This window comes from Corynebacterium vitaeruminis (assembly GCF_001054325.1).
Classification (GTDB): Bacteria; Actinomycetota; Actinomycetes; order Mycobacteriales; family Mycobacteriaceae; genus Corynebacterium; species Corynebacterium vitaeruminis_A.
The window spans coordinates 1-18,342 of sequence record NZ_JVVM01000015.1; the positions used below are offsets into that span (position 1 = coordinate 1).

Annotated in this window: 18 protein-coding genes and 1 tRNA gene; 14 read left to right on the top strand and 5 right to left on the bottom strand. The window is 60.2% G+C overall.

The window, feature by feature from the left end:
- Together ADA16_RS11275 and ADA16_RS03305 are read left to right on the top strand one after the other, a co-directional pair.
- Positions 1–186: hypothetical protein (locus tag ADA16_RS11275; RefSeq protein ID WP_048759173.1), on the top strand; the 186-nt coding region annotated here is incomplete at its 5' end.
- A gap of 341 nt (positions 187–527) precedes the next feature.
- A complete protein-coding gene (locus tag ADA16_RS03305; protein ID WP_048759174.1) occupies positions 528–1,517 on the top strand; it encodes an LLM class flavin-dependent oxidoreductase in 990 nt (329 codons plus the stop codon).
- Positions 1,518–1,566: 49 nt separating this feature from the next.
- Here ADA16_RS03305 and ADA16_RS03310 read toward each other — a convergent pair whose 3' ends face one another.
- Both ADA16_RS03310 and ADA16_RS03315 read right to left on the bottom strand, forming a co-directional pair.
- A complete protein-coding gene (locus tag ADA16_RS03310) occupies positions 1,567–2,415 on the bottom strand; it encodes a CoA transferase (RefSeq protein ID WP_048759175.1) in 849 nt (282 codons plus the stop codon).
- 9 nt (positions 2,416–2,424) lie between these two features.
- Positions 2,425–3,450: a prephenate dehydrogenase gene (locus ADA16_RS03315; RefSeq protein WP_048759176.1), complete on the bottom strand. Its 1,026-nt coding sequence runs from the start codon at positions 3,448–3,450 to the stop codon at positions 2,425–2,427.
- A 38-nt stretch (positions 3,451–3,488) separates the two neighbouring features.
- On the opposite strand from ADA16_RS03315, the gene ADA16_RS03320 reads away from it, so the two are divergent.
- From ADA16_RS03320 to ADA16_RS03330, 3 genes are all read left to right on the top strand, one after another.
- Positions 3,489–4,046, top strand: coding sequence for a tRNA adenosine deaminase-associated protein (locus ADA16_RS03320; protein WP_048759177.1), 558 nt, complete (start codon positions 3,489–3,491; stop codon positions 4,044–4,046).
- Positions 3,988–4,602 (top strand): tRNA adenosine(34) deaminase TadA, encoded by a 615-nt coding sequence (tadA, locus tag ADA16_RS03325; RefSeq protein ID WP_275042179.1) that lies wholly within the window; start codon positions 3,988–3,990, stop codon positions 4,600–4,602. Before ADA16_RS03320 ends, tadA begins: the two co-directional genes overlap by 59 nt.
- A gap of 137 nt (positions 4,603–4,739) precedes the next feature.
- On the top strand, positions 4,740–4,928 hold the full coding sequence (locus tag ADA16_RS03330; RefSeq protein WP_048759178.1) for a CsbD family protein: 189 nt from the start codon (positions 4,740–4,742) through the stop codon (positions 4,926–4,928).
- A 108-nt stretch (positions 4,929–5,036) separates the two neighbouring features.
- Here the strand turns inward: ADA16_RS03330 and ADA16_RS03335 are convergent, their stop codons facing one another.
- Positions 5,037–6,017 carry a diaminopimelate dehydrogenase gene (locus ADA16_RS03335; protein WP_048759179.1) on the bottom strand — a complete coding sequence of 327 codons (981 nt, stop codon included), beginning with the start codon at positions 6,015–6,017 and terminating at the stop codon, positions 5,037–5,039.
- A 275-nt stretch (positions 6,018–6,292) separates the two neighbouring features.
- Here ADA16_RS03335 and ADA16_RS03340 point away from each other — a divergent pair.
- The 5 genes from ADA16_RS03340 to ADA16_RS03360 all read left to right on the top strand — a co-directional run bounded on the left by ADA16_RS03340 (position 6,293) and on the right by ADA16_RS03360 (position 13,116).
- A tRNA-Ser gene (locus ADA16_RS03340) sits at positions 6,293–6,383 on the top strand.
- 426 nt (positions 6,384–6,809) lie between these two features.
- Positions 6,810–9,818 carry an MMPL family transporter gene (locus tag ADA16_RS03345; protein WP_048759180.1) on the top strand — a complete coding sequence of 1,003 codons (3,009 nt, stop codon included), beginning with the start codon at positions 6,810–6,812 and terminating at the stop codon, positions 9,816–9,818.
- A 61-nt stretch (positions 9,819–9,879) separates the two neighbouring features.
- A complete protein-coding gene (tgt, locus tag ADA16_RS03350; RefSeq protein ID WP_048759184.1) occupies positions 9,880–11,181 on the top strand; it encodes a tRNA guanosine(34) transglycosylase Tgt in 1,302 nt (433 codons plus the stop codon).
- A gap of 179 nt (positions 11,182–11,360) precedes the next feature.
- Positions 11,361–12,323 carry an ABC transporter ATP-binding protein gene (locus ADA16_RS03355; RefSeq protein ID WP_193387481.1) on the top strand — a complete coding sequence of 321 codons (963 nt, stop codon included), beginning with the start codon at positions 11,361–11,363 and terminating at the stop codon, positions 12,321–12,323.
- A gap of 13 nt (positions 12,324–12,336) precedes the next feature.
- Entirely contained in the window at positions 12,337–13,116 is a 780-nt protein-coding gene (locus ADA16_RS03360) for an ABc transport system integral membrane protein (RefSeq protein ID WP_048759185.1), read from the top strand.
- Positions 13,117–13,177: 61 nt separating this feature from the next.
- On the opposite strand, the gene ADA16_RS03365 is transcribed toward ADA16_RS03360, so the two are convergent.
- Entirely contained in the window at positions 13,178–13,954 is a 777-nt protein-coding gene (locus ADA16_RS03365) for a queuosine precursor transporter (RefSeq protein ID WP_048759186.1), read from the bottom strand.
- A 22-nt stretch (positions 13,955–13,976) separates the two neighbouring features.
- Positions 13,977–14,669 carry an ArsR/SmtB family transcription factor gene (locus ADA16_RS03370; RefSeq protein ID WP_048759188.1) on the bottom strand — a complete coding sequence of 231 codons (693 nt, stop codon included), beginning with the start codon at positions 14,667–14,669 and terminating at the stop codon, positions 13,977–13,979.
- A gap of 211 nt (positions 14,670–14,880) precedes the next feature.
- On the opposite strand from ADA16_RS03370, the gene ADA16_RS10910 reads away from it, so the two are divergent.
- From ADA16_RS10910 to ADA16_RS03390, 4 genes are all read left to right on the top strand, one after another.
- Positions 14,881–16,173, top strand: coding sequence for an MFS transporter (locus tag ADA16_RS10910; RefSeq protein WP_048759190.1), 1,293 nt, complete (start codon positions 14,881–14,883; stop codon positions 16,171–16,173).
- Between the two features lie 31 nt (positions 16,174–16,204).
- The gene (locus ADA16_RS11325) at positions 16,205–16,324 is read left to right on the top strand and encodes a glutamate--tRNA ligase family protein (protein ID WP_239659324.1); all 120 of its coding nucleotides are present in this window, start codon (positions 16,205–16,207) and stop codon (positions 16,322–16,324) included.
- A 561-nt stretch (positions 16,325–16,885) separates the two neighbouring features.
- Positions 16,886–17,830, top strand: a complete 945-nt coding sequence (gluQRS, locus tag ADA16_RS03385) for a tRNA glutamyl-Q(34) synthetase GluQRS (protein ID WP_048759192.1) — start codon at positions 16,886–16,888, stop codon at positions 17,828–17,830.
- 24 nt (positions 17,831–17,854) lie between these two features.
- Complete coding sequence (locus ADA16_RS03390; protein WP_048759193.1) at positions 17,855–18,307, top strand: flavodoxin family protein; 453 nt, start codon at positions 17,855–17,857, stop codon at positions 18,305–18,307.
- Positions 18,308–18,342 lie beyond the last annotated feature (35 nt).

Genomic DNA, 18,342 nt, shown 5'->3' on the forward strand with positions numbered 1-18,342 from the left:
CATCTGACTACGGATCAGAAGGTTAGGGGTTCGAATCCCTTCGGGCGCACAAAGCAGACCCGCACCGATAAGGTGCGGGTCTTTTTGTCTGCCCGACTTGTCGATGGTTCTCCGGCACTTATGCGCGCGGTATTGGCTCTGCCTGCGCTCATATCGATGAGCTATTCACTTGTGGCCAGGCTATAGCTCATCGATGTGTGAATACCTCATCGACAGGTGAGGGTCGGAGCGGAGAATCAAGCAGGGAACTAGATTATTCGTGCCTTTTCGTACGCGAAGCCGACGCGAAGTCCGCCTTTCCGCCTACCCGCACCCGCAAACCGCACCCGCACCCGCAAACCGCATCCGCAAACCGCCACCGCCACCGGCATCGGCATCGGCACCGGCATTCGCACCCATGAGCCCGTCCACCCGCGAGCCACCCACGAGCCACCCACGAGCCACCCCAAAACCCCAAACCCCAGCGCCTCAGTATTCGAAACATCTCAAACTCGCAATATCCGCATAACGGTCTACACTGTGGAACCATGATTCGTACTGAGTCCATTCTTGACCTAGCGACCGTAGCCTCGGGGCAGTCCCATGCCGATGCCCTGCAAGGCTCCATCGATTTGGCGCAGACTGCGGAAAAGGTTGGTTATCAGCGTATTTGGTACGCAGAGCACCACAACATGAACGCCATCGCCTCCTCGGCGCCGGCCGTTCTTATCGCAGCCGTGGCTGCAAAAACTGAGAGCATCACCCTCGGCTCTGGTGGCGTCATGCTGCCAAATCACGCACCGCTGACGGTCGCGGAGCAGTTCGGCACTCTCGCGAACCTGTACTCGGGCCGCATTGAGCTTGGGCTCGGTCGCGCGCCGGGCACTGACCAGGCCACTATGCGTGCGCTGCGCCGTGACCCGCGCTCTTCCGATTCCTTCCCACAGGACGTGCAGGAGCTGCGCGGTTACCTCTCCGACGAGTCGCTAATCAAGGGCATCAACGCGATCCCAGGCCGCGGCACCCATGTGCCGCTGTACATTCTCGGCTCCTCGCTCTTTGGTGCTCAGCTCGCAGCGGCGCTCGGCTTGCCGTACGCATTTGCTTCACACTTCGCGCCGGACGCGCTTCTCGACGCCATCGCGGTCTACCGCGAGCAGTTCCAGCCCTCAGAACAGCTGGATAAGCCATACGCATTTGCGGCTATGAACGTGATTGCGTCGGAAAGCGAAGAGGACGCGCAGCAGCAGTACTTCGCTACCCGCAGGAACATGGTCAGGCGGTTCCTCAGCCGCGGTGGGCATCACCTCACCGACGATGAGGCGGAGATTCTGATGGATACCCCGCAGGGCCGTCAGGTGCAGAATATGTTCCGTCACACGGCAGTTGGCACGGTGGCACAGGTGCGTGAGCAGATTGCGCAGTTCGGTGAGTACTCGACGGCGGATGAGCTGATTGTGGCTCACCACTCGCTGAAGGTTCCTGACCGCCTGCGTTCGGTGGAGCTTACCGCGGAGGCCGTGGGGCTGAGCGCGTAAGAGGCCAGGCCCATGAGTACGTCGAGGCACGCGGCCTTAAGCCGCCCTCTTACTCCACCGCAGCCAGCGGCAGCGCCTTTTCGCTGGCCAGCTGCATGATTTCGGCGTTGGAGCGCTTGCCGAGGAAGGCTGCAAGTTCCTCGCGGCTACCTGCACCCGTGGCCTCGGTCAGGGCGGTGGCAAAGTGCGGCTCCAGCGCAGCCACGGCCACATAACCGTCGGCGCTGGGGTAGAGGCCATACGTCCACAGTCCGCCACCGAGCAGCCCGCCGGGTGCCGTCATGCCGTACTTCAGCGGCGCAGCACCGGCCTCTCCGGCCTGCTTTAGGCCGATGCGGCAATGTAGGCCAGCCTGCTTTACGACGTCCGCCCCAGCACCCGCTCGCTTAATCAACCCGGCAAGGGCAGCGGTGACCGCGAAGTGGGCGCCCAGGATGTCGCCCAACAGGACTGACGGCATGGCCGGGGGAGTGAGCGTTCCGGCCTCTGCCTGGTAGGTCAGGTCGTGGCCGGGGGTTTCTGGGGCTTCGGTATCACCGACGATGTCGATGTGCACCGGCCCATTTGGGCGTTCGTGGAGACCCGCCAACCCCATGCGCTCCAGCGCGGAGGGGCGAACCGAAGTGATGACCACATCGGCCTCGTCGATCAGTGAGCTCAGCTGTGCGCGGCCTTCATCGCTCTTTAGGTCTGCTTGGATAATCTCGTGACCTGCGGACATAGCTTCGTACCAGGGCCTACCGAAGGCAGCGAGCGGGTCGCCTGTTGGTGGCTCGACCTTAATCACTCGGGCACCTAGCTGCCCCAAGTACTGTGCGGCCAGTGGCCCTGGCACGTTAATAGCGAAGTTGACGACAGTGATGCCTGCGAGGCTGGTGTGCAGCTCGGTGAAAAACATAGTTCTACACTAGAACATATCTACCTGGCCGCCGACGTTTTCGGCCAACTTCAACTGATTAATCCAGTCGCCCTCGCCAACGCGCAGTCGGAAAATGGGGCGATGAGAAGGGCGGGCCTCATAGCGGGCACGGGCAATTTGGCCGACTTTGGCCAGGTCCATTGCGGTTCCCTCGGTGGCCAACTGATTGCGCGCGGCGGTGAGACGCTCGATGACGTCGTCAAGCGCGGCGAGCACGGGTTCGGTGTTGTTCTCACACCAGGACATGACCATGCTGGGAGCGGCGGCGGCGACGCGGGTGCAGTCGCGGAAAGAACCTGCCGCCAGCGAGATGGCCAAGGGGCCTCCGGCTTCACCAGCGGCGGCAATGGCGTAGGCCGCCAGGTGTGGCATGTGGGAGATGCGCGCGACGCTGGCATCGTGGTGGTCACTCAGGGCTGGAATGAGCTGGCTGCCAAGCGCTGCACCCAAGCTGGCGACCTGAGAAAAGACCTCGATCCAGCGCTCCGGGACGGGCTCGCCCGCAGCGTCGGCAGCAGCAGCCAGGTCGTAGGTGATGACCCAGGGGGCGCCGTCGAAAAGCCCTTCGAGCGTGGCGGACCAGCCCGCCTGCGCCGAACCCGCCATGGGGTGCGCGCCGACGAAGCGGTCCTCCATCCCGCGTGCAGCGACCTCGGCGGCGACGGCAGCCTTCACGGAGACCACATCTGTGATGCCACAGCTGGGGGCGTGCTCGTTGATGGCGTCGAGCATCGCGCCGACTGCAGTCATGGGGGTGCCGATCACGATGAGTGCGCGGCTGGCCTCAGCGCGTTCGAGAGTGGCCTGAAGATCTGTGCTGGCGTCGAATCCCTCCTTCGTGGCTTCCTCGACCGTTGCGGACGAGCGATTCCAACCGAAGCATTCGACGTTATGGGCCCGCAGGTCGCGCATCATGGAGCCGCCGATGAGGCCCAAACCGAGGATGCATACCGCAGGTAGTTGTGCAGCTGACAGGGAGGACGAAGCAGGGGAGGGGGACTCGAAATTGCTCACCTGACAAGCATGACATACAGCGACTAGCGTTGTGGGTTATGAGCACGACCTTTTCCGGGGGATACCCCTCCGATGACGACCGTTCCTTCGCGGTTGCCGTAACTATGGGGGAGCGTGGTTGGTGCGTCGTCGACCTTGGGGACGACGCCACCGATACGCTCGCTGACGCTGCACAGGCGCTGCGCAATCTGCGTTCGGAACGCGCCGCTGTCGGAATGCTCAACATCGACGACGACTACTTCATTCTCGTGCGCCAGGGCGTTGGGTCTCTGCGCGTAGTGCTTTCCGACGCCACCGCCGCCGTCACCGACGACATTGCGGCAGATGTGTTCGACGAGCTGGATCTGGACATCCCGGACATTGATGAAGACGAGCTTGACGATGTCGATGCCTGGGCCGAAGGAGACATGGATATCCTCGCTGACCTGGGCTGTTCGGAGGAAGCCCTGGAGTCCATCTGCGACGATCAGTCGCTGTGGGCGTCTGAGCAGATCTTGGCCATCGCCGAGGAACTGGGGTGTGCCGAGGAGCTCGCCGATGTCGCCGACCTGGATTATGACGGCGATGACGACGACTACGACCCCTATGACGACTAACTCTGAGAAAGGTCATCTGACCGAGCGACCAACCGACCTTGCGGCCGACCAACCAGCTGGTCGGCCAAGTGCTCTTCCCCGCCGCGAACAGGACATTCTCGACGAGGTGTGGATGCGCCTGGCTATCGCTGAAGCTGCTCACACGGCACCCGGGGATGTACCTGTGGGAGCAGTGGTCGTGGATGCCGAGGGCAGGGTTGTGGGTCGGGGCTCGAACCGTCGGGAAGCGGATGGTGACCCGCTTGCCCACGCCGAAGTCATCGCACTGCGCGAGGCCACCCGTGCCGTCGGTGACGGCTGGCGTCTGGAGCAGTGCACGTTGGTCGTCACGCTCGAGCCGTGCGTGATGTGTGCCGGCGCGTGCGTCATGGGGCGCGTGGGGCGTGTGGTCTTCGGCGCGTGGTCGCCCAAAACCGGCGCGTGCGGCTCTATCGCCGATGTCATCCGCGATCCCGCCCACGCATTCACGCCACAGGTGCGCGGGGGTGTGCTTGCCGACGAATGCTCCGTTTACCTGCGGGAATTCTTCGAAAGGCAACGGCAGTTGGATGAGTGAACGGAATCACAGTTAGGTCACAATTCCCGCTGTGGCCGTGCCGGACCTTCATTTTCACGTACTGTCGAAACCAGTGGAGCTGCTAGACGGTGGCTCTATAGAAATAGATTAAGTCGTTTACATAGGAGGCTTACATTATGAGCGAGCTGCAGAACAAGGCCGACGAGTTGGGCGGCAAGGTTAAGGAAGCTGCTGGCGACGCCGTTGGCAACGAGGACCTGGAGAACCAGGGCAAGGGCGAGCAGACTGCGTCGAAGGTCAAGCAGGGTGCTGAGGACCTGAAGGACAAGGCTACTGAGGCCCTGGGCAAGCTGACCGACAAGTAAAGCTTTTAGCTCTCGGGAAGAGACAACCCCAACCATTTCCGCTTCTGATATGCGGAGATGGTTGGGGTTCTTTGTGTTTCGATGGTTGGTTGTCAGCGTTGGGGCTGGCTACAGCTTCTGAGCTACCAGGTCATCCAGTGGTTCGGCGGACAGAAGGCACGGAGCAATCTCGAAGACGGTGCGGGCACCAGTCTCGCCAGCTTGCTTCAGGCGGTAGGCAGCGCGACCGTAGGCAACCTGGACGGCTGCGGTGAAGTCGGGGTTGCGCTCCAGTTCGAGACCGAACTCGATGACGTGACCGGAGGTACCGGCCTGGCCGCGGGTAATGACCTGGCCGCCGTGCGGCATGCCCTGGTGGTCGCGGTCGAACTCCTCTTCAGAGATGAAGTCCACGATGGTCTCGTATGGGGCAAAGTAATCCGGCATGGTCACGATAGTTTCGCGAATCTGCTCCTTGAGCTTGGCATCCTCGTCGGCGTCGCCGGTTTCCTCAGCGACGACGAAGCAGTGGCGCAGGTGGCACTCGTTACCCTTCAGGTCTGCGCCCTCGCCCTTCTTTACGGCCTCGATGGCTTCCGGGTTTGGCTTGGTGTACTGGACACCCTTTTTCACTCCCGGCACGCGACGCACGGCGTCGGAGTGGCCCTGTGACAGGCCCGGTCCCCAGAAGGTCATCTGGTCTGCTCCCGGCAGGATGGCAGCGCCCAGGACGCGGTTCAGGGAGAACAGGCCCGGGTCCCAACCAGTCGAAATCATCGCGATGTTGTCACCTTCGCGCGCGGCGGCGTCCATGGCCGCACGGTGCTTCGGAATCTCGTGGTGGTTGTCGTAAGTGTCGACCGTCGTAAAGCTCTTTGCCAGCTCAGGGGCCTGCTCCGGGACATCGGTGGCCGAGCCGAGGCACACGAACAGGACATCTACCTCGTCCTTGTACTTTTCGACATCCGCCGCCGGGAGTACGCGGGCCTCCGTGTCCAGCGAATCGCGGCGGGAGAAGACACCGACGAGCTCCATGTCCGGCTGATCAGCGATAACCTTTTCGACGCTACGGCCCAAGTTGCCGTAGCCGATGATGGCGGAACGAATCATGAGGGAGAACCCTTTCTGTGAGGCTGTACTTGTGTATTCAGTTTCTAGATTTCAAGCTACAGACTATTCCTTCATATCTCAGCCGGCTTTGGCTGCCCCGAATAGCGCGGTGATTTAAGTGGATAGTGCAGTAGATGGAGTGATTTGGGGTGGCGGGGGTTGTGGTTCTGTGTGAACGGCTTGGCGAAGGACCGGCGGTGTCGACTGTGCGGACAGCTGAGCCTTTTGACCTGGGGATTTGGTAGATAAAGGGGCTACCTGTAACGTTTTCTAGCGGTGACGTGTCCGAGCGGCCGAAGGTGAAGCACTCGAAATGCTTTGTGCGGTAACCCCGTACCGAGGGTTCAAATCCCTCCGTCACCGCCAATGAGACCCCCGGTGGTTCCTTTAAGTAGGAGCCCCGGGGGTTTTGCATTTAATCGGCCCAGATTGCCTGGGTGTGGCGGGGGTGCAGGAGGTGTCCGTCGTAAAGCGGTAAATGGCGAGGCGTCTGACCTGGAGCGCCGAAATCACAAAAATAACATCAGTAACACGCACCCCATTGTTCACGTTTATCCGGGAAGTCCGCTACTCTTAGCAAAAGTATTTCCGGTTTTTATGTCGTGCCCGCCCCCAGTGACTACGCCAGCGCCAGAGTTGACGTCGGTCAATCCGGGGTGGTCGCTAGCATCGGAGTAGCGAAGAGGCTTCGAACTGCAGGTGAAGTCCGAGGGAGTGCTTGGTTAGCGCGAACTCGGGGGAAGCGGCAGTTGGGGCGGTCCAGGCGAATATTAGACGTAAGGGAAACTTGACATGGCAAAGGCCTTGTTCAAACTCGGCAGGTTCTCCTACCTGCATAAATGGACTGTGATCATCGCGTGGTTGCTGATTTTGGCGGGGCTGGGCGGTGCAGTTGCCGCATTCCAGAAGGGGTTCATCGACCAGTTCTCGATTCCCGGCATGCCGTCGGCAACGGCTTCTCACGTGATTGAGGAAAAGTTCCCCGATGTTCCGAACCCAATTCGAGAGCAGCGTGTCTATGTCGCCTTCGAGGCTCCCGAGGGGCAGAGGCTCGATGACCCACAAAATAAAGAAGCTGTTGACCAGGTCATTAATGGCATTCGCGACAATGTCGGCCAAATCTCCGATGATTTGCAACTCCACAACCCGGTAGACCTCAATCCGAAGATGCAGGCGATGGTCAAGGAACAGGGCATGGCTGCCGGCCTGCCCAAGGATGTTGCCGAGGCCGACGCCAATGCCCTGCGTACCGTGTCCGAGGACGGTCGCTACGGCATTTCCACCTTCGTTTTCGACGCCAAGATGCCGCAGGACATCGAACCGGGGAATATGCAGGCGCTTCTCGACGCCATGCAGGCCGGTCGTGACGCCGGTATTAAGGTCGAGGCCTCTGGCCCGGGCATGCAGCCCCCGATTGAAGTAGCCCCGACCTCAGAGATCATCGGTGTGACCGTGGCGTTTATCGTGCTGGTTGTCACCTTCGGTTCTTTGGTGGCTTCGTTCCTGCCCATTGTGACGGCGGTAGTGGGCATCATCATCGGTGTCTTCAGCGTGACGCTGATGACCGCATTCACTGACGTCAACTCGATTACCCCGGTGCTGGCCGTGATGTTCGGACTGGCAGTCGGTATTGACTACGCGCTGTTCATCCTCTCTCGCTACAGAGCCGAAAGAGCCCGAGGGATGACCAACGAAGATGCCATCGGCATGGCTACCGGTACGGCGGGCTCCGCCGTGGTTTTCGCTGGCCTCACCGTGATTGTCGCGTTGGCAGCGCTGACGGTTGCCAAGGTGCCGTTCATGTCCCTTATGGGTATCTCGGCGGCAATCACGGTGGCCTTCACAGTGCTGGTCTCTCTGACCCTGCTGCCGGCGGTTATGTCTCTGCTGGGGGACAGGGTCTTCGCTGGTCGCGTGCCCGGTGTTGCTGGCAACCCCTCGCGTAATCCTCGCAAGGAACGCCGCTCTTCCTTCTTCGGTGAGATGACGATGGGGCGACGTTGGGTCACTTTCGTGCACAAGGCCCCAGGGTTGTTCTTGATCGGCTGTATCGTCCTGTTGTTGGCATTGGCCTACCCGGCCATGCACTTGAAGCTGGCGCTGCCGTCCGACTCTACTGCGGCTAAGGACAGCACGAACCGCAAGGCCATCACCATGATTGAAGAGGGCTTCGGTGCGGGACGTAATTCTCAGCTCATCATTATTGCCAAGTCGGACGATGTGAAGCCCGATGCACCGGTGCTCAAACCACTTATCGAGTCCCTGAGGCAGACCAACCCGGAACTCTCTGACATCGAGGCCGCCCGCAAGGCTTCCTATAGCTACGCTGTCGACCAGTTCAAGTCCAACATCGGTGTCGAGCACATCCAGATGATTGGCATGAATCACGACGGCACTGCGGTCAAGATGATTATGACCCCGAAGTCGGGTCCGCTCGATCCCGCGACCAAGCAGCTGATGAACGCGGTGCGCGATCAACAGAAGCAGATTGAGCAAACCACCGGCCTATACACCGGTGTCACTGGCCTGGTTCCTATTGAAATTGACATCACCGACCGACTCCAGGGCGCAATGCCTTTGTACCTGAGTGTTGTCGTCGGCCTCGCCGTGATTCTGCTGCTGATGATTTTCCGTTCCCTGATGGTGCCGGTAACTGCCGGTATGGGCTTCTTGCTCTCTGTCGCTGCAGCATTCGGTGTCACCGTGACATTTTTCCAGGACGGCCTCTGGGGTGTGATTAGCACGCCGGGTCCGCTGGTCAGCTTCGTGCCGATCTTCCTCATCGGCGTGACATTCGGCCTGGCCATGGACTATCAGGTCTTCCTAGTCTCTCGAATGCGCGAGCACTACACCCACAACAAGGGTGAATCCTCACCAGAGTCGAAGTACAACGCGGTCGAAGAATCGGTCGTTGAGGGCTTTACTCTCGGCGCTCGTGTGGTCACTGCCGCTGCGATTATTATGATTTCCGTCTTCGCAGCTTTCGCCGGGCAGCCCCTGGCGATTATTAAGGTATTCGGCTTCGCGCTGGGTGCCGCAGTGCTTTTCGACGCCTTCGTTATTCGCATGACGTTCATCCCGGCATCCATGTTCCTGCTTGGCCGCGCTACTTGGTACATGCCGAAGTGGCTGGACAAGGTGTTGCCTTCTGTGGATGTCGAAGGTTCTGCCCTGGAAGAGATTTCCGAGGAGCTGGTGGAGAAGGGCCGCCGCGAGCGTATGGCTCGAGGTGAGTCCCTGTTGCCCGAAAGCGAAGGCGCCGGGCGTGGCTTTGGCGACACGGACGCGGACGAGGACGAAGCAGACAGTGCCGATGGTGAAGCCGGTGCTGGTACAGAGGGCGCAGCCGCTGCAGCGGGTGCGGCGGCTGCGGCGGGTGCAGCAGGTGGTACCGCTGTGGCGGTTGCGACCAAGAAGCGTAACCGCTGGATTCCGAGGCGGAAGAAGGCAAAGCTGGAAGAGCTCGAATCCGCTGACCAGGCTGAGCAGCCGAGTGACCAGCCCGCTGACCAGGTTGAGCAGGCCGAACAGCCGGAGCCGACACAGCCGGAGCAGGCAGAGCCGACCGCACAGCGCATGCAGGCAGCGCCAGCTGAACCAACCGACGCCCAGCCGAACCCGGAAAACGCCAAGGACATCGAGGTCCGCCCGTACTTCAGCCCGGCTCGCAAGCGGAAGAAGATTACGGTTGCGGAACTGATGAAGCGCGAAGGACTCGAAGAGGAAGCGCCACGTCGTAGCCGCGCCGTGTGGGACCCGGAAAACGCTGCCCAACCCGAGGAAAACGACAGCGCTGAGTAACTCCACCTGCCACCACAGGTAACCTCAATGCATTAGCACTGGAACACAACCAAGGAGCTTCATGTCGCAGTCGAGGACGACGGGCTTTGACGTCGTAAAGCAAATCGAAGGCGCGCGCGGACGTGCTGGCACCATCCACACCCCGCATGGCGATATTGCTACGCCGGCGTTCATTCCGGTCGGCACGAAGGCGACCGTGAAGACGCTCACGCCCGAGCAGGTGCGATCCACCGGCGCGCAGGCGATGCTGTCGAACGCGTACCACCTGTACCTGCAGCCCGGCGAGGAAATCGTCGACCAGGCCGGCGGATTGGCAAAGTTCTCCAACTGGAACGGTCCGACGTTCACCGACTCCGGCGGATTCCAGGTGCTCAGCCTCGGCGCGGGCTTTAAAAAGACCCTCGCGATGGACGTCACCGGCATGCAGAAAGACGACATCGTCGCCGAGGGCAAAGAGCGCAACGCGTTCGTCGATGAGGACGGCGTGACTTTCCGCTCGCACATCGATGGCTCCGAGCATCGCTTCACGCCGGAAGTTTCCATGCGTATTCAGCACGCGCTGGGCGCAGACATCATGATGGCATTTGACGAGCTCACCACGCTCATGAACACCCGCGGCTACCAGGAGGCATCCGTCGAGCGCACGCACCGCTGGGCGCGCCGTTGCCTGGAGGCTCACAACGAGCTGACAGTTTCGCGCGGTCAGGTCGACGGGCACGTCCATTCGCTTGACGACGACCAGTTGCCCATCCAGCAGTTATTCGGCGTCGTGCAGGGTGCGCAGTACGAAGACCTGCGCCGCAAGGCCGCTCGTGGGCTAGTCGAGCTCTCCCGCGAGTTCGAGGACGCGGGCCAGCTCGGTTTCCACGGCTATGGCATTGGTGGGGCGATTGAGAAGCAGAATCTGGGCCTGATCTGTGGTTGGGTCAATGACGAGCTTCCCGACGACCGCGCCCGCCACCTACTGGGAATCTCCGAGCCGGACGATATTTTCGCCGCTGTCGAGGCTGGTGCCGACACCTTTGACTGTGTGGCTCCGACCAGGCTTGCCCGCCGAGGTGGTGTGTACACGCTCGATGGCCGGATGACCTTGACCAATGCCCGCTTCAAGAACGACTTCCGCCCCGTGGACGCGGAGGTGCCCTCCTACACTTCGCTGAATTACTCCCGGGCCTACCTGCATCATTTGTTGAAGGCCAAGGAGTATCTGGCCGGCACGCTGTGCACGATTCACAACCTGTTTTTCATGGTCAAGCTGGTGGAGAACATCCGAGAGGCGATCCTGGAGGACCGGTTCTTCGAGTATCGCGATGAGTTTATGGGCCGCTACTACGCCAACGGTGGTCGTGCGGTGGGGAATTAGCGGCTGAGGACTGGGGTGGGGCTAGGCTTCTACCTTTTCGCACTTCACGACAGCCATGTCACCTCGTGCCAGCTATGGAGGTGGCATGAGGTGACACCCGTGGCGTCAAGTGGAACTTGGGCCCGGGGACCTCAAAACTAGACCTAGCTCTACTGCGCGAGGCAGTCTCAACCGGCATCATGGAGGGCATGATCACGGTTGAGCGACTCAGCAAGAAGTACGGCTCGAAATTAGCCGTCGATGACCTGTCCTTCACCGTTCCCGACGGTGTAGTGACAGGTTTTCTCGGCCCAAACGGCTCCGGCAAGTCCACCACCATGCGCTGCATGCTGGGCCTCGATGCCCCGACCACGGGCCAGGCCTTGTTCACCGGGACGGATTCGCAGGGCAACTCCTACAGCAACCAGCCCTTTTCCACGCTGAAGAATAAGCCCAGCGTCGCGGGCGCGATTCTGGATGCGACGTGGCACAACAAGGCTCGTTCGGGCCGCGCTCATCTGCGGGCCCTCGCCCGCGGCGCCGGCATCCCCGACACCCGTGTGGAGGAGTGCCTCGAGCAGGTCGGCATGACCGAGGCCGCGAAGGACAAGGTCGGTGGCTATTCGCTGGGCATGAAGCAGCGTCTGGGAGTGGCGGCGGCTTTGCTCGGCAAGCCGCAGCATTTAATCCTGGATGAGCCGGTCAACGGCCTCGACCCCGAAGGTGTCTCATGGATGCGCCACACCATCAAGGCGCTGGCCGCACAGGGCTGCGCGGTCCTCGTGTCGTCGCACCTCCTTTCCGAGATGCAGCTCACGGCCGACCGTATCGTCGTCATCGGCCGCGGCCGCATGATCGGCGAGTACAGCATGGATGAATTCCTCGCCGACGGCACGGTCGTCGAAGTTGAGGTCGATGACCCGGCTCGGCTGCTGCAGGCGTTGGGGCCGGTGGCGCGTGGGGTTGACGTCGATAAGCAATTGCGCATTCCGCTTAACGACGGCATCAGCGAGCAGCAACTCCGCCGCGACATTGCGGCCGCTGCCCTGCGCGAGGGGCTGTTGGTGACGCGGTTGAACACGAAGCGCGACAACCTGGAGGAGAAGTTCCTGGCTGCGACCCAGGACTCGCAGGAGTACCGCGCGCAGGCGATTGGGCAGTAGGGGAGTGACTGAGATGAGTTTTGGAAACGCTTTGCGGTCGGAATGGACGAAGCTGGCCAGCCTGCGCGGTACGTGGGTCTATGTGGTGCTGTTGGTCGGTTCGATAGCTGGGCCGATGTTGGCTTTCAGTATGGCGGCGGACGGTGGTGCGACAGCTGATTGGGAATTGCTGCTGTTGGGGACGGTGATCTTCAACATGATCGTGATTGCCTTTGGCGGCTCCACCCTGGCTGGTGAGTACAACGATCAGATGAATGCGCATGCGTTCTTGACACAGGACCGAAGGAGCCTGTGGCTGTCCGCGCGGATGACGCTGACGCTTGTGTTGATTGCTGCCTGCTGGGTCATCGGTGTGGCTCTCGCTTGGTTGTCGGTGACGGTTTCGCCGCGCGTGGAGTTCGAGAGCGGCAACGCGGCCCCAGACATGCTCGCTGGAGTGTTTGGCTTTGTTGTGTTTGGGCTGATCGCGATGTCGCTGGGAGTGTTGACTCGCTCGCGCGTGGCCGCTGTCGCCATCCCGCTGGTGTGGATCCTCGTGGTGGAAAGCATGCTGGAGTTCGCGGCGCTGGCGTATGCGATTTTCCGGCCACTGTGGCTGGTCACGCCGGGGGCGCGCATTCAGCAGGTGTCAACGCAGCTGGGCAATGTGATAGCAAATCCGGAGAATCCACGTACCGGCTTTGAAGCCGGGATGACGCAGCCGATGTGGTTCAACATCGTGGTGCTGGTGGCCTGGATCGTTGTGGCTGTTGGCGTTGCTCATTGGGCCAATGCCAAGCGGGACGTGAAGTAGAAAAACAAAAAGTGCCGCGACTACTCGCATCTCAGGCGAGGTCGCGGCACTTTTTTCGTCGTTAAGCGGGAACGTGCGTGTCGTAGTAGCCTTCGCGGCGCTTGACCCACGCGATGACGGCGTAGGTAATTGGCATGACTACGATCTCGACGGCGGTCTTCCAGATGAAGCCGACGATGACGTAGTTGACGAAGGTGCCCCAGGTGTCGATGCCGATGGCGGTGGCGGCGATGGAGCAGAAGATAAGCGTATCGACGAACTCACCAACCACAGTCGAGCCCATCAGGCGCGCCCAGAGAGCCTTTTCCCCAGTGCGCTTCTTAATTGCGTTGAGCGACCAGGCGTTGAGCAGCTGACCGACGACATAACCGGCCAGACCTGCGAGAACAAGCTGCGGGACGGTGCCCAGTACAGTTGCGAATGCTTCCTGATTTTCGTACCACGGCGCCGCCGGGAGCTTGATGGCGGCAAAGAAGCAGAGCATTGCGCCGGCGAGGATGGCGAACCCGGTCCACACGGTGCGGCGGGTGGCTTTGTAGCCGTAGCACTCGGAAAGCACGTCGCCGATGACGTAGCTCAAGGGGAAGAGGAAGAAGGCACCGTCGGTGGCCAGGCCGAAGATTTCCACGCCCTTGGTGGCGGTGATGTTGGAGACAATCAGCACGCCAATGAAAATGGCCGTGAACATCGGGTACAGCGATTTCGGTACCGGGATGTGGCGTGGCGTAGTTGCTGCGGATTCGGACTTAGTTGCGTTCTCGGGCGCGTGCGAGGTGCTCACAGCGGCAGCCTCGGCGTTGCCCGGCCCAGACTTGGGCAGGTTTTCGTTATTTGTCACGGGAGGGAATGTTACCTGCCGCTTAGGGCTCCAAGCGAGTGCCGATGAAGTCTTCGAGGCCGACTTTGCCTTCTGCCGTGAGTTCGAGTCCGCGGGAATTGGGGATTGGGGTCAACCAACCCTTTGAAATGAGGCCACGCAGGAGCGCGGCGCCGAGCGATCCGGCCAGGTGAGAGTCGGAGTGTGTCCAGTCCTTGCAGAGGAATGCTGTCTTCCTGCTTGCATCGAGGCTGGATAGGCCTGTGCCGAGGTAGGCGAAGCATTTCTCGGCGTTGGAGCCAAAGGTGATTTCACCGGCGTCGGTGATGAGTGCTTCTTTGGTGAACAGAGCCCGCGTGAGTTGTACTCCGAGGGATCCTGCCAGATGGTCGTAGCAAGACCGGGCGAAGGTAATTGCTGGTTGGTGCTCGGGGATGGGCGCGGCAGTGTCGGCGCCGGCAGCCTGGAAAAGATTGGCAATTACCTGGCGTATTGAAGGGTTAGCGATGGAATAGGTCGCGCTTTTCCCCTGTCGTTCGACATCGACGATTTCGGCTTCGCGGAGGCGTCGGAGATTGTTGGACAGCGTCGATTCGGCGATGTTGGTGGACTCGGCGAGGCTGCGCACGCGAGTGGGACCATTTTTGAGAAGGTACTCCAGGATTGCCAGGCGCACGGGAGACGAGCATTCCGCAGCGATTGCGGCTGCCTGCTCGAAGTACGTGGGCTGTTTCATGGTGTTAGCGAATCACTTTGTGATGTTCGAAGCAAGTGGCGGCGCGCGAAATGGTGGGCTGAACTGGTTTTTTAGGGTTTGTTTGGGCGTGTCGACGTAAGGTGCTGCGGGGTTAGTTCTGTCGAAAGTCTAGTCATCCAAACCATTTTGTGAAAACATACTTTCCATAATCAGAAAGTATGAATTGGCTGGAGGGGTGGAGATGGCAGGAATGGCAGGTAAGGCAGGTGGCGCTGACGCGAAGGCTGCAACGGCTGCGAGTACGGCAGATGCTGCTGATACTCGAGCGAACGCTATGAAGGCTGCGGGCGCTACAAAAACCGCCAACGTCCGAGATGGAGCAGCGCTAGCGCTTGGGCTGGTCATCGTAGTGATTGGTAGCACGATGCCTTCCGGACTATATGCCATCTACCAGCGCGACTGGGGGCTGAGCACGGATAAAACAGTGGTGGTTTTCGCCTGTTACGCAGTAGGAGTCATCGTTACGCTGACCTACGGCCACTTGTCGGATTCGCTCGGGCGAAAACCCATTGCGCTTACCAGCATGGGGCTGTCCTTGGCCTCAACGCTGATGTTCTTGGCGGCGGCGCTGGTCGATTCACATGAGGCCGTCTTATATCTCGCGCGAATTGTGTCGGGCTTTTCCGTAGGGTTAGCAACCGGCTCTTTTACTGCCTTGTTGCAGGAGAAATTGCTCACGCATATCGGCGCGCTCACAAGTACGGTGGCGGTCTCCGGGGCATTGGCTTTGGGGCCGTTGGCCTCGGCTGTGGTGGCACAGTTTTCATCGTCGCCACTGCAGATGCCGTACTGGATTTACGCAGCATTGACTGTGGTTTCGATGGTTGGTGTCGCCCGCGTGCGGGAGCGTAGCTTCGAGAGAAATTCGGTGAGCTGGCGGCCGCAGTTTGGTGTGGCTCGGGATGTGATTCGAGTTTTCATTCCGGGAGCGTTAGCGATTGGTTGTGCGTATGGAGTCAACGGTCTCTTCCAGTCCGTAGTCCCGCTGGCTGCGAAGGATATGGGCTTCGATACGCAGCTAAAGATTGCGTCGATTACAGCTTTGATGCTCGGGGTGTCGGCAGTGACTCAGGTGATGCTCGGGCGGAGGGTTCAGCGGGTATCGTATCCGGTGGGCTTGGTGATTCTCGCGCTCGGGTTGGGTGGCGCAACAGTGAGTTTGCTTAGCTCAAATGCTGTTTTGCTGATTATCGCAACCGTTATCTGTGGTGTTGGCCAAGGGATCTCTTTCAAGTATTCGCTACTGCGGGTTTCGGAAGCGGCACGTGGAAAGGACCTTGCTGCGACTGTTTCCAGCTACTACATCGTGGGCTATGTGGGAACGGCAGTTGGCCCGCTCGCGGCGGGGCTGAGTGGCGGAAGTAGCGCGGTGGTTGGAATTGTGTGTATCGCATTCGCAGCGCTATCCGTTGCGGTCGCAGTCGTGGGTAGTCGGCAAGCTGCGAAAGCCACGACAGCTACGGAAACTACGGCAGCAACGTAGAGCGCGCGCAACATTAACTACCGTTGTAACCATGTCGACTAATTCAATCACCGGCCGCTACGCTCCCTCGCCGACCGGTCGGCTGCACCTGGGAAACCTGCGCACCGCATGGCGCGCCACGTCAGTACTCCGTCACGTGCCGTTTGCTTGACGGTGAGCGCCTCTCCGCGAAGACAATCGAATTTGCCTTCCTCTGTGAGCTCGAGTCAGCGGGAGTTAGAGGATGAGCGGATTTTAATTATTTGTTTTCTTGGCTCCACGCTTACTGCGAATCCTGTTAACAATAAATGTAAAACAGCTCACAATCATGCTGGCAAGAGCAATTAGGCAGTAGAGCAGCGCGCGATCTGTCTTAGCTGTAATAGTTGCTGTACTCATAACGGCAGTCTGGTTGGCCAGTTTGCTCAATGTGTACATCCCATTTGCGATGCCCAGCAGACAGAGGAGACTCACGACTAGTCCGATAATGGAAATCGATGCTATCCAATTTACGCGCAAACGTGATGACATTGTTCTCCTCTAAAAGATCCGCTTACAAAAAGTCACGCATACATTAGACCCTTGATTTTATTGAGAGGGTATGAATGCCTTTCGAGTAATAGATGAATTTCCTCCAAGATGATTTGAATTATTCAACCGGAAATCTTTCCCCAAGATTTCAACTATCATCTTGGGGTCTCGCTAACATATCCCTGTGACCTGTTCCCAACGGTTGACTAATTCCATTTTACCCACCGGCCGCTACGCCCCTTCGCCGACCGGTCGGCTGCACCTGGGAAACCTGCGCACCGCAGTGCTGGCCTGGGCGCACGCCCGCGCGCAGGGCGGCCGCTTCATCGTGCGTATCGAGGACATCGACCGCCAGCGCTCCCGCCCCGAGTATGAGGCGCAGCAGCTTGCCGATCTCGAGGCCATCGGTATCGACTGGGATGGCACGCCGGTCCGCCAGTCCGAACGCTCTGAGCTGTATGAATCCGCGCTCGCCGACCTCACGCAACGCGGCCTGACTTATCCCTGCTTCTGCACGCGCCGCGAAATCCTCGCCGCCTCCTCCGCGCCGCACGGCGTGCCAGGTCAGTATCCCGGCACGTGTCGTTCGCTTGACGACGAGCACCTCGCCGCGAAGAAGGCCGAATTTGCGGCGGCGGGGAGAAGGCCGTCGATACGCCTGAAATCTCAGGTGAGTGAGGGGACTGCGACCGATGAGCTGCATGGCGAGATTACCGCCCCGATCGATGACTTTGTCCTCCAGCGTGCCGATGGCATGTGGGCCTACAACCTTGCGGTCGTCGTCGATGATGCCGAGCAGGGTGTCACTGAAGTCGTGCGTGGTGATGACCTGATGTCCTCCGCCCCGCGCCAGGCGTACCTGGCTGGTCTTTTGGGGTATGCGACGCCTTCGTTCGTGCACGTGCCGCTGGTGGTGAACTCTGAAGGACGGCGACTGTCCAAGCGTGATGGAGACGTGACTCTCGGCGAGGTGCCCGCGGATGCAGTGCAGCGGTGGATTCTGGATTCGCTCGGTGGCGGTGTTGGTAGCGATGGTGGCAATGGTAGCGACGGTGGCGATAGTGGCGCAGAACTTGACTCCATTGCCGACCTCCCTGAAGCCCTGCGTGCGGGTCTGGAAATTCCTCGCGGGCAGGTGATTTTCTAGGGTCCGCTTCGTTACCCTCGGGGCATGCCTACTCTTCTTGTCGTCCACCATTCCCCGACCCCGCTTCTGCAGGAAGTCTTAAGCCACGTGCTCGAGGGTGCCAACGACCCCGCGCTAGAGGGCGTGGATGTCAAGGTCGTCGAGGCTCTCGATGCCACCATCGACGACCTGACCAGTGCTGACGCCATTCTGCTCGGCACCTCCGCCAACTTCGGCTATATCTCCGGCGCGCTGAAGCACTTCTTCGACACCACCTTCCGGGAGGCGCAGGAAGCCACCAAGGGGCTGCCATTTTCCTACTGGATCCGTGGCGGCTTCGACACCACCGGCGCGGAAAATGCCATGAAAGCCATCACGACCGGCTACAAGTGGGAGCTTGCGGCCGAACCCGTCGTGTTTGTCGGTTCGCTTGACGACGACATCTCCGACCGCCTGGTAAATCTTGGTGGCACCATGGCTGCCCAAATTTTGGGCTGATTGAAGATTTTGTGTCGAGGCTGTGAAATAATGGC

Excerpts from the sequence above, each read along its gene's own strand:
- ADA16_RS03335 (WP_048759179.1), bottom strand. The coding sequence starts at position 6,017 with ATGATTCGTTCCGCCATCATCGGCTACGGCAACTTGGGCCGTAGCGTC.
- ADA16_RS03330 (WP_048759178.1), top strand. The coding sequence starts at position 4,740 with ATGAGCGAGCTGCAGAACAAGGCCGACGAGTTGGGCGGCAAGGTTAAG.
- ADA16_RS11325 (WP_239659324.1), top strand. The coding sequence starts at position 16,205 with ATGTCGACTAATTCAATCACCGGCCGCTACGCTCCCTCGCCGACCGGT.
- ADA16_RS03370 (WP_048759188.1), bottom strand. The coding sequence starts at position 14,669 with ATGAAACAGCCCACGTACTTCGAGCAGGCAGCCGCAATCGCTGCGGAA.
- ADA16_RS03305 (WP_048759174.1), top strand. The coding sequence starts at position 528 with ATGATTCGTACTGAGTCCATTCTTGACCTAGCGACCGTAGCCTCGGGG.
- ADA16_RS03390 (WP_048759193.1), top strand. The coding sequence starts at position 17,855 with ATGCCTACTCTTCTTGTCGTCCACCATTCCCCGACCCCGCTTCTGCAG.
- ADA16_RS03345 (WP_048759180.1), top strand. The coding sequence starts at position 6,810 with ATGGCAAAGGCCTTGTTCAAACTCGGCAGGTTCTCCTACCTGCATAAA.
- tadA (WP_275042179.1), top strand. The coding sequence starts at position 3,988 with ATGTCGCCGACCTGGATTATGACGGCGATGACGACGACTACGACCCCT.
- tgt (WP_048759184.1), top strand. The coding sequence starts at position 9,880 with ATGTCGCAGTCGAGGACGACGGGCTTTGACGTCGTAAAGCAAATCGAA.
- ADA16_RS03310 (WP_048759175.1), bottom strand. The coding sequence starts at position 2,415 with ATGTTTTTCACCGAGCTGCACACCAGCCTCGCAGGCATCACTGTCGTC.
- ADA16_RS03360 (WP_048759185.1), top strand. The coding sequence starts at position 12,337 with ATGAGTTTTGGAAACGCTTTGCGGTCGGAATGGACGAAGCTGGCCAGC.
- ADA16_RS03355 (WP_193387481.1), top strand. The coding sequence starts at position 11,361 with ATGGAGGGCATGATCACGGTTGAGCGACTCAGCAAGAAGTACGGCTCG.
- ADA16_RS03320 (WP_048759177.1), top strand. The coding sequence starts at position 3,489 with ATGAGCACGACCTTTTCCGGGGGATACCCCTCCGATGACGACCGTTCC.
- ADA16_RS10910 (WP_048759190.1), top strand. The coding sequence starts at position 14,881 with ATGGCAGGTAAGGCAGGTGGCGCTGACGCGAAGGCTGCAACGGCTGCG.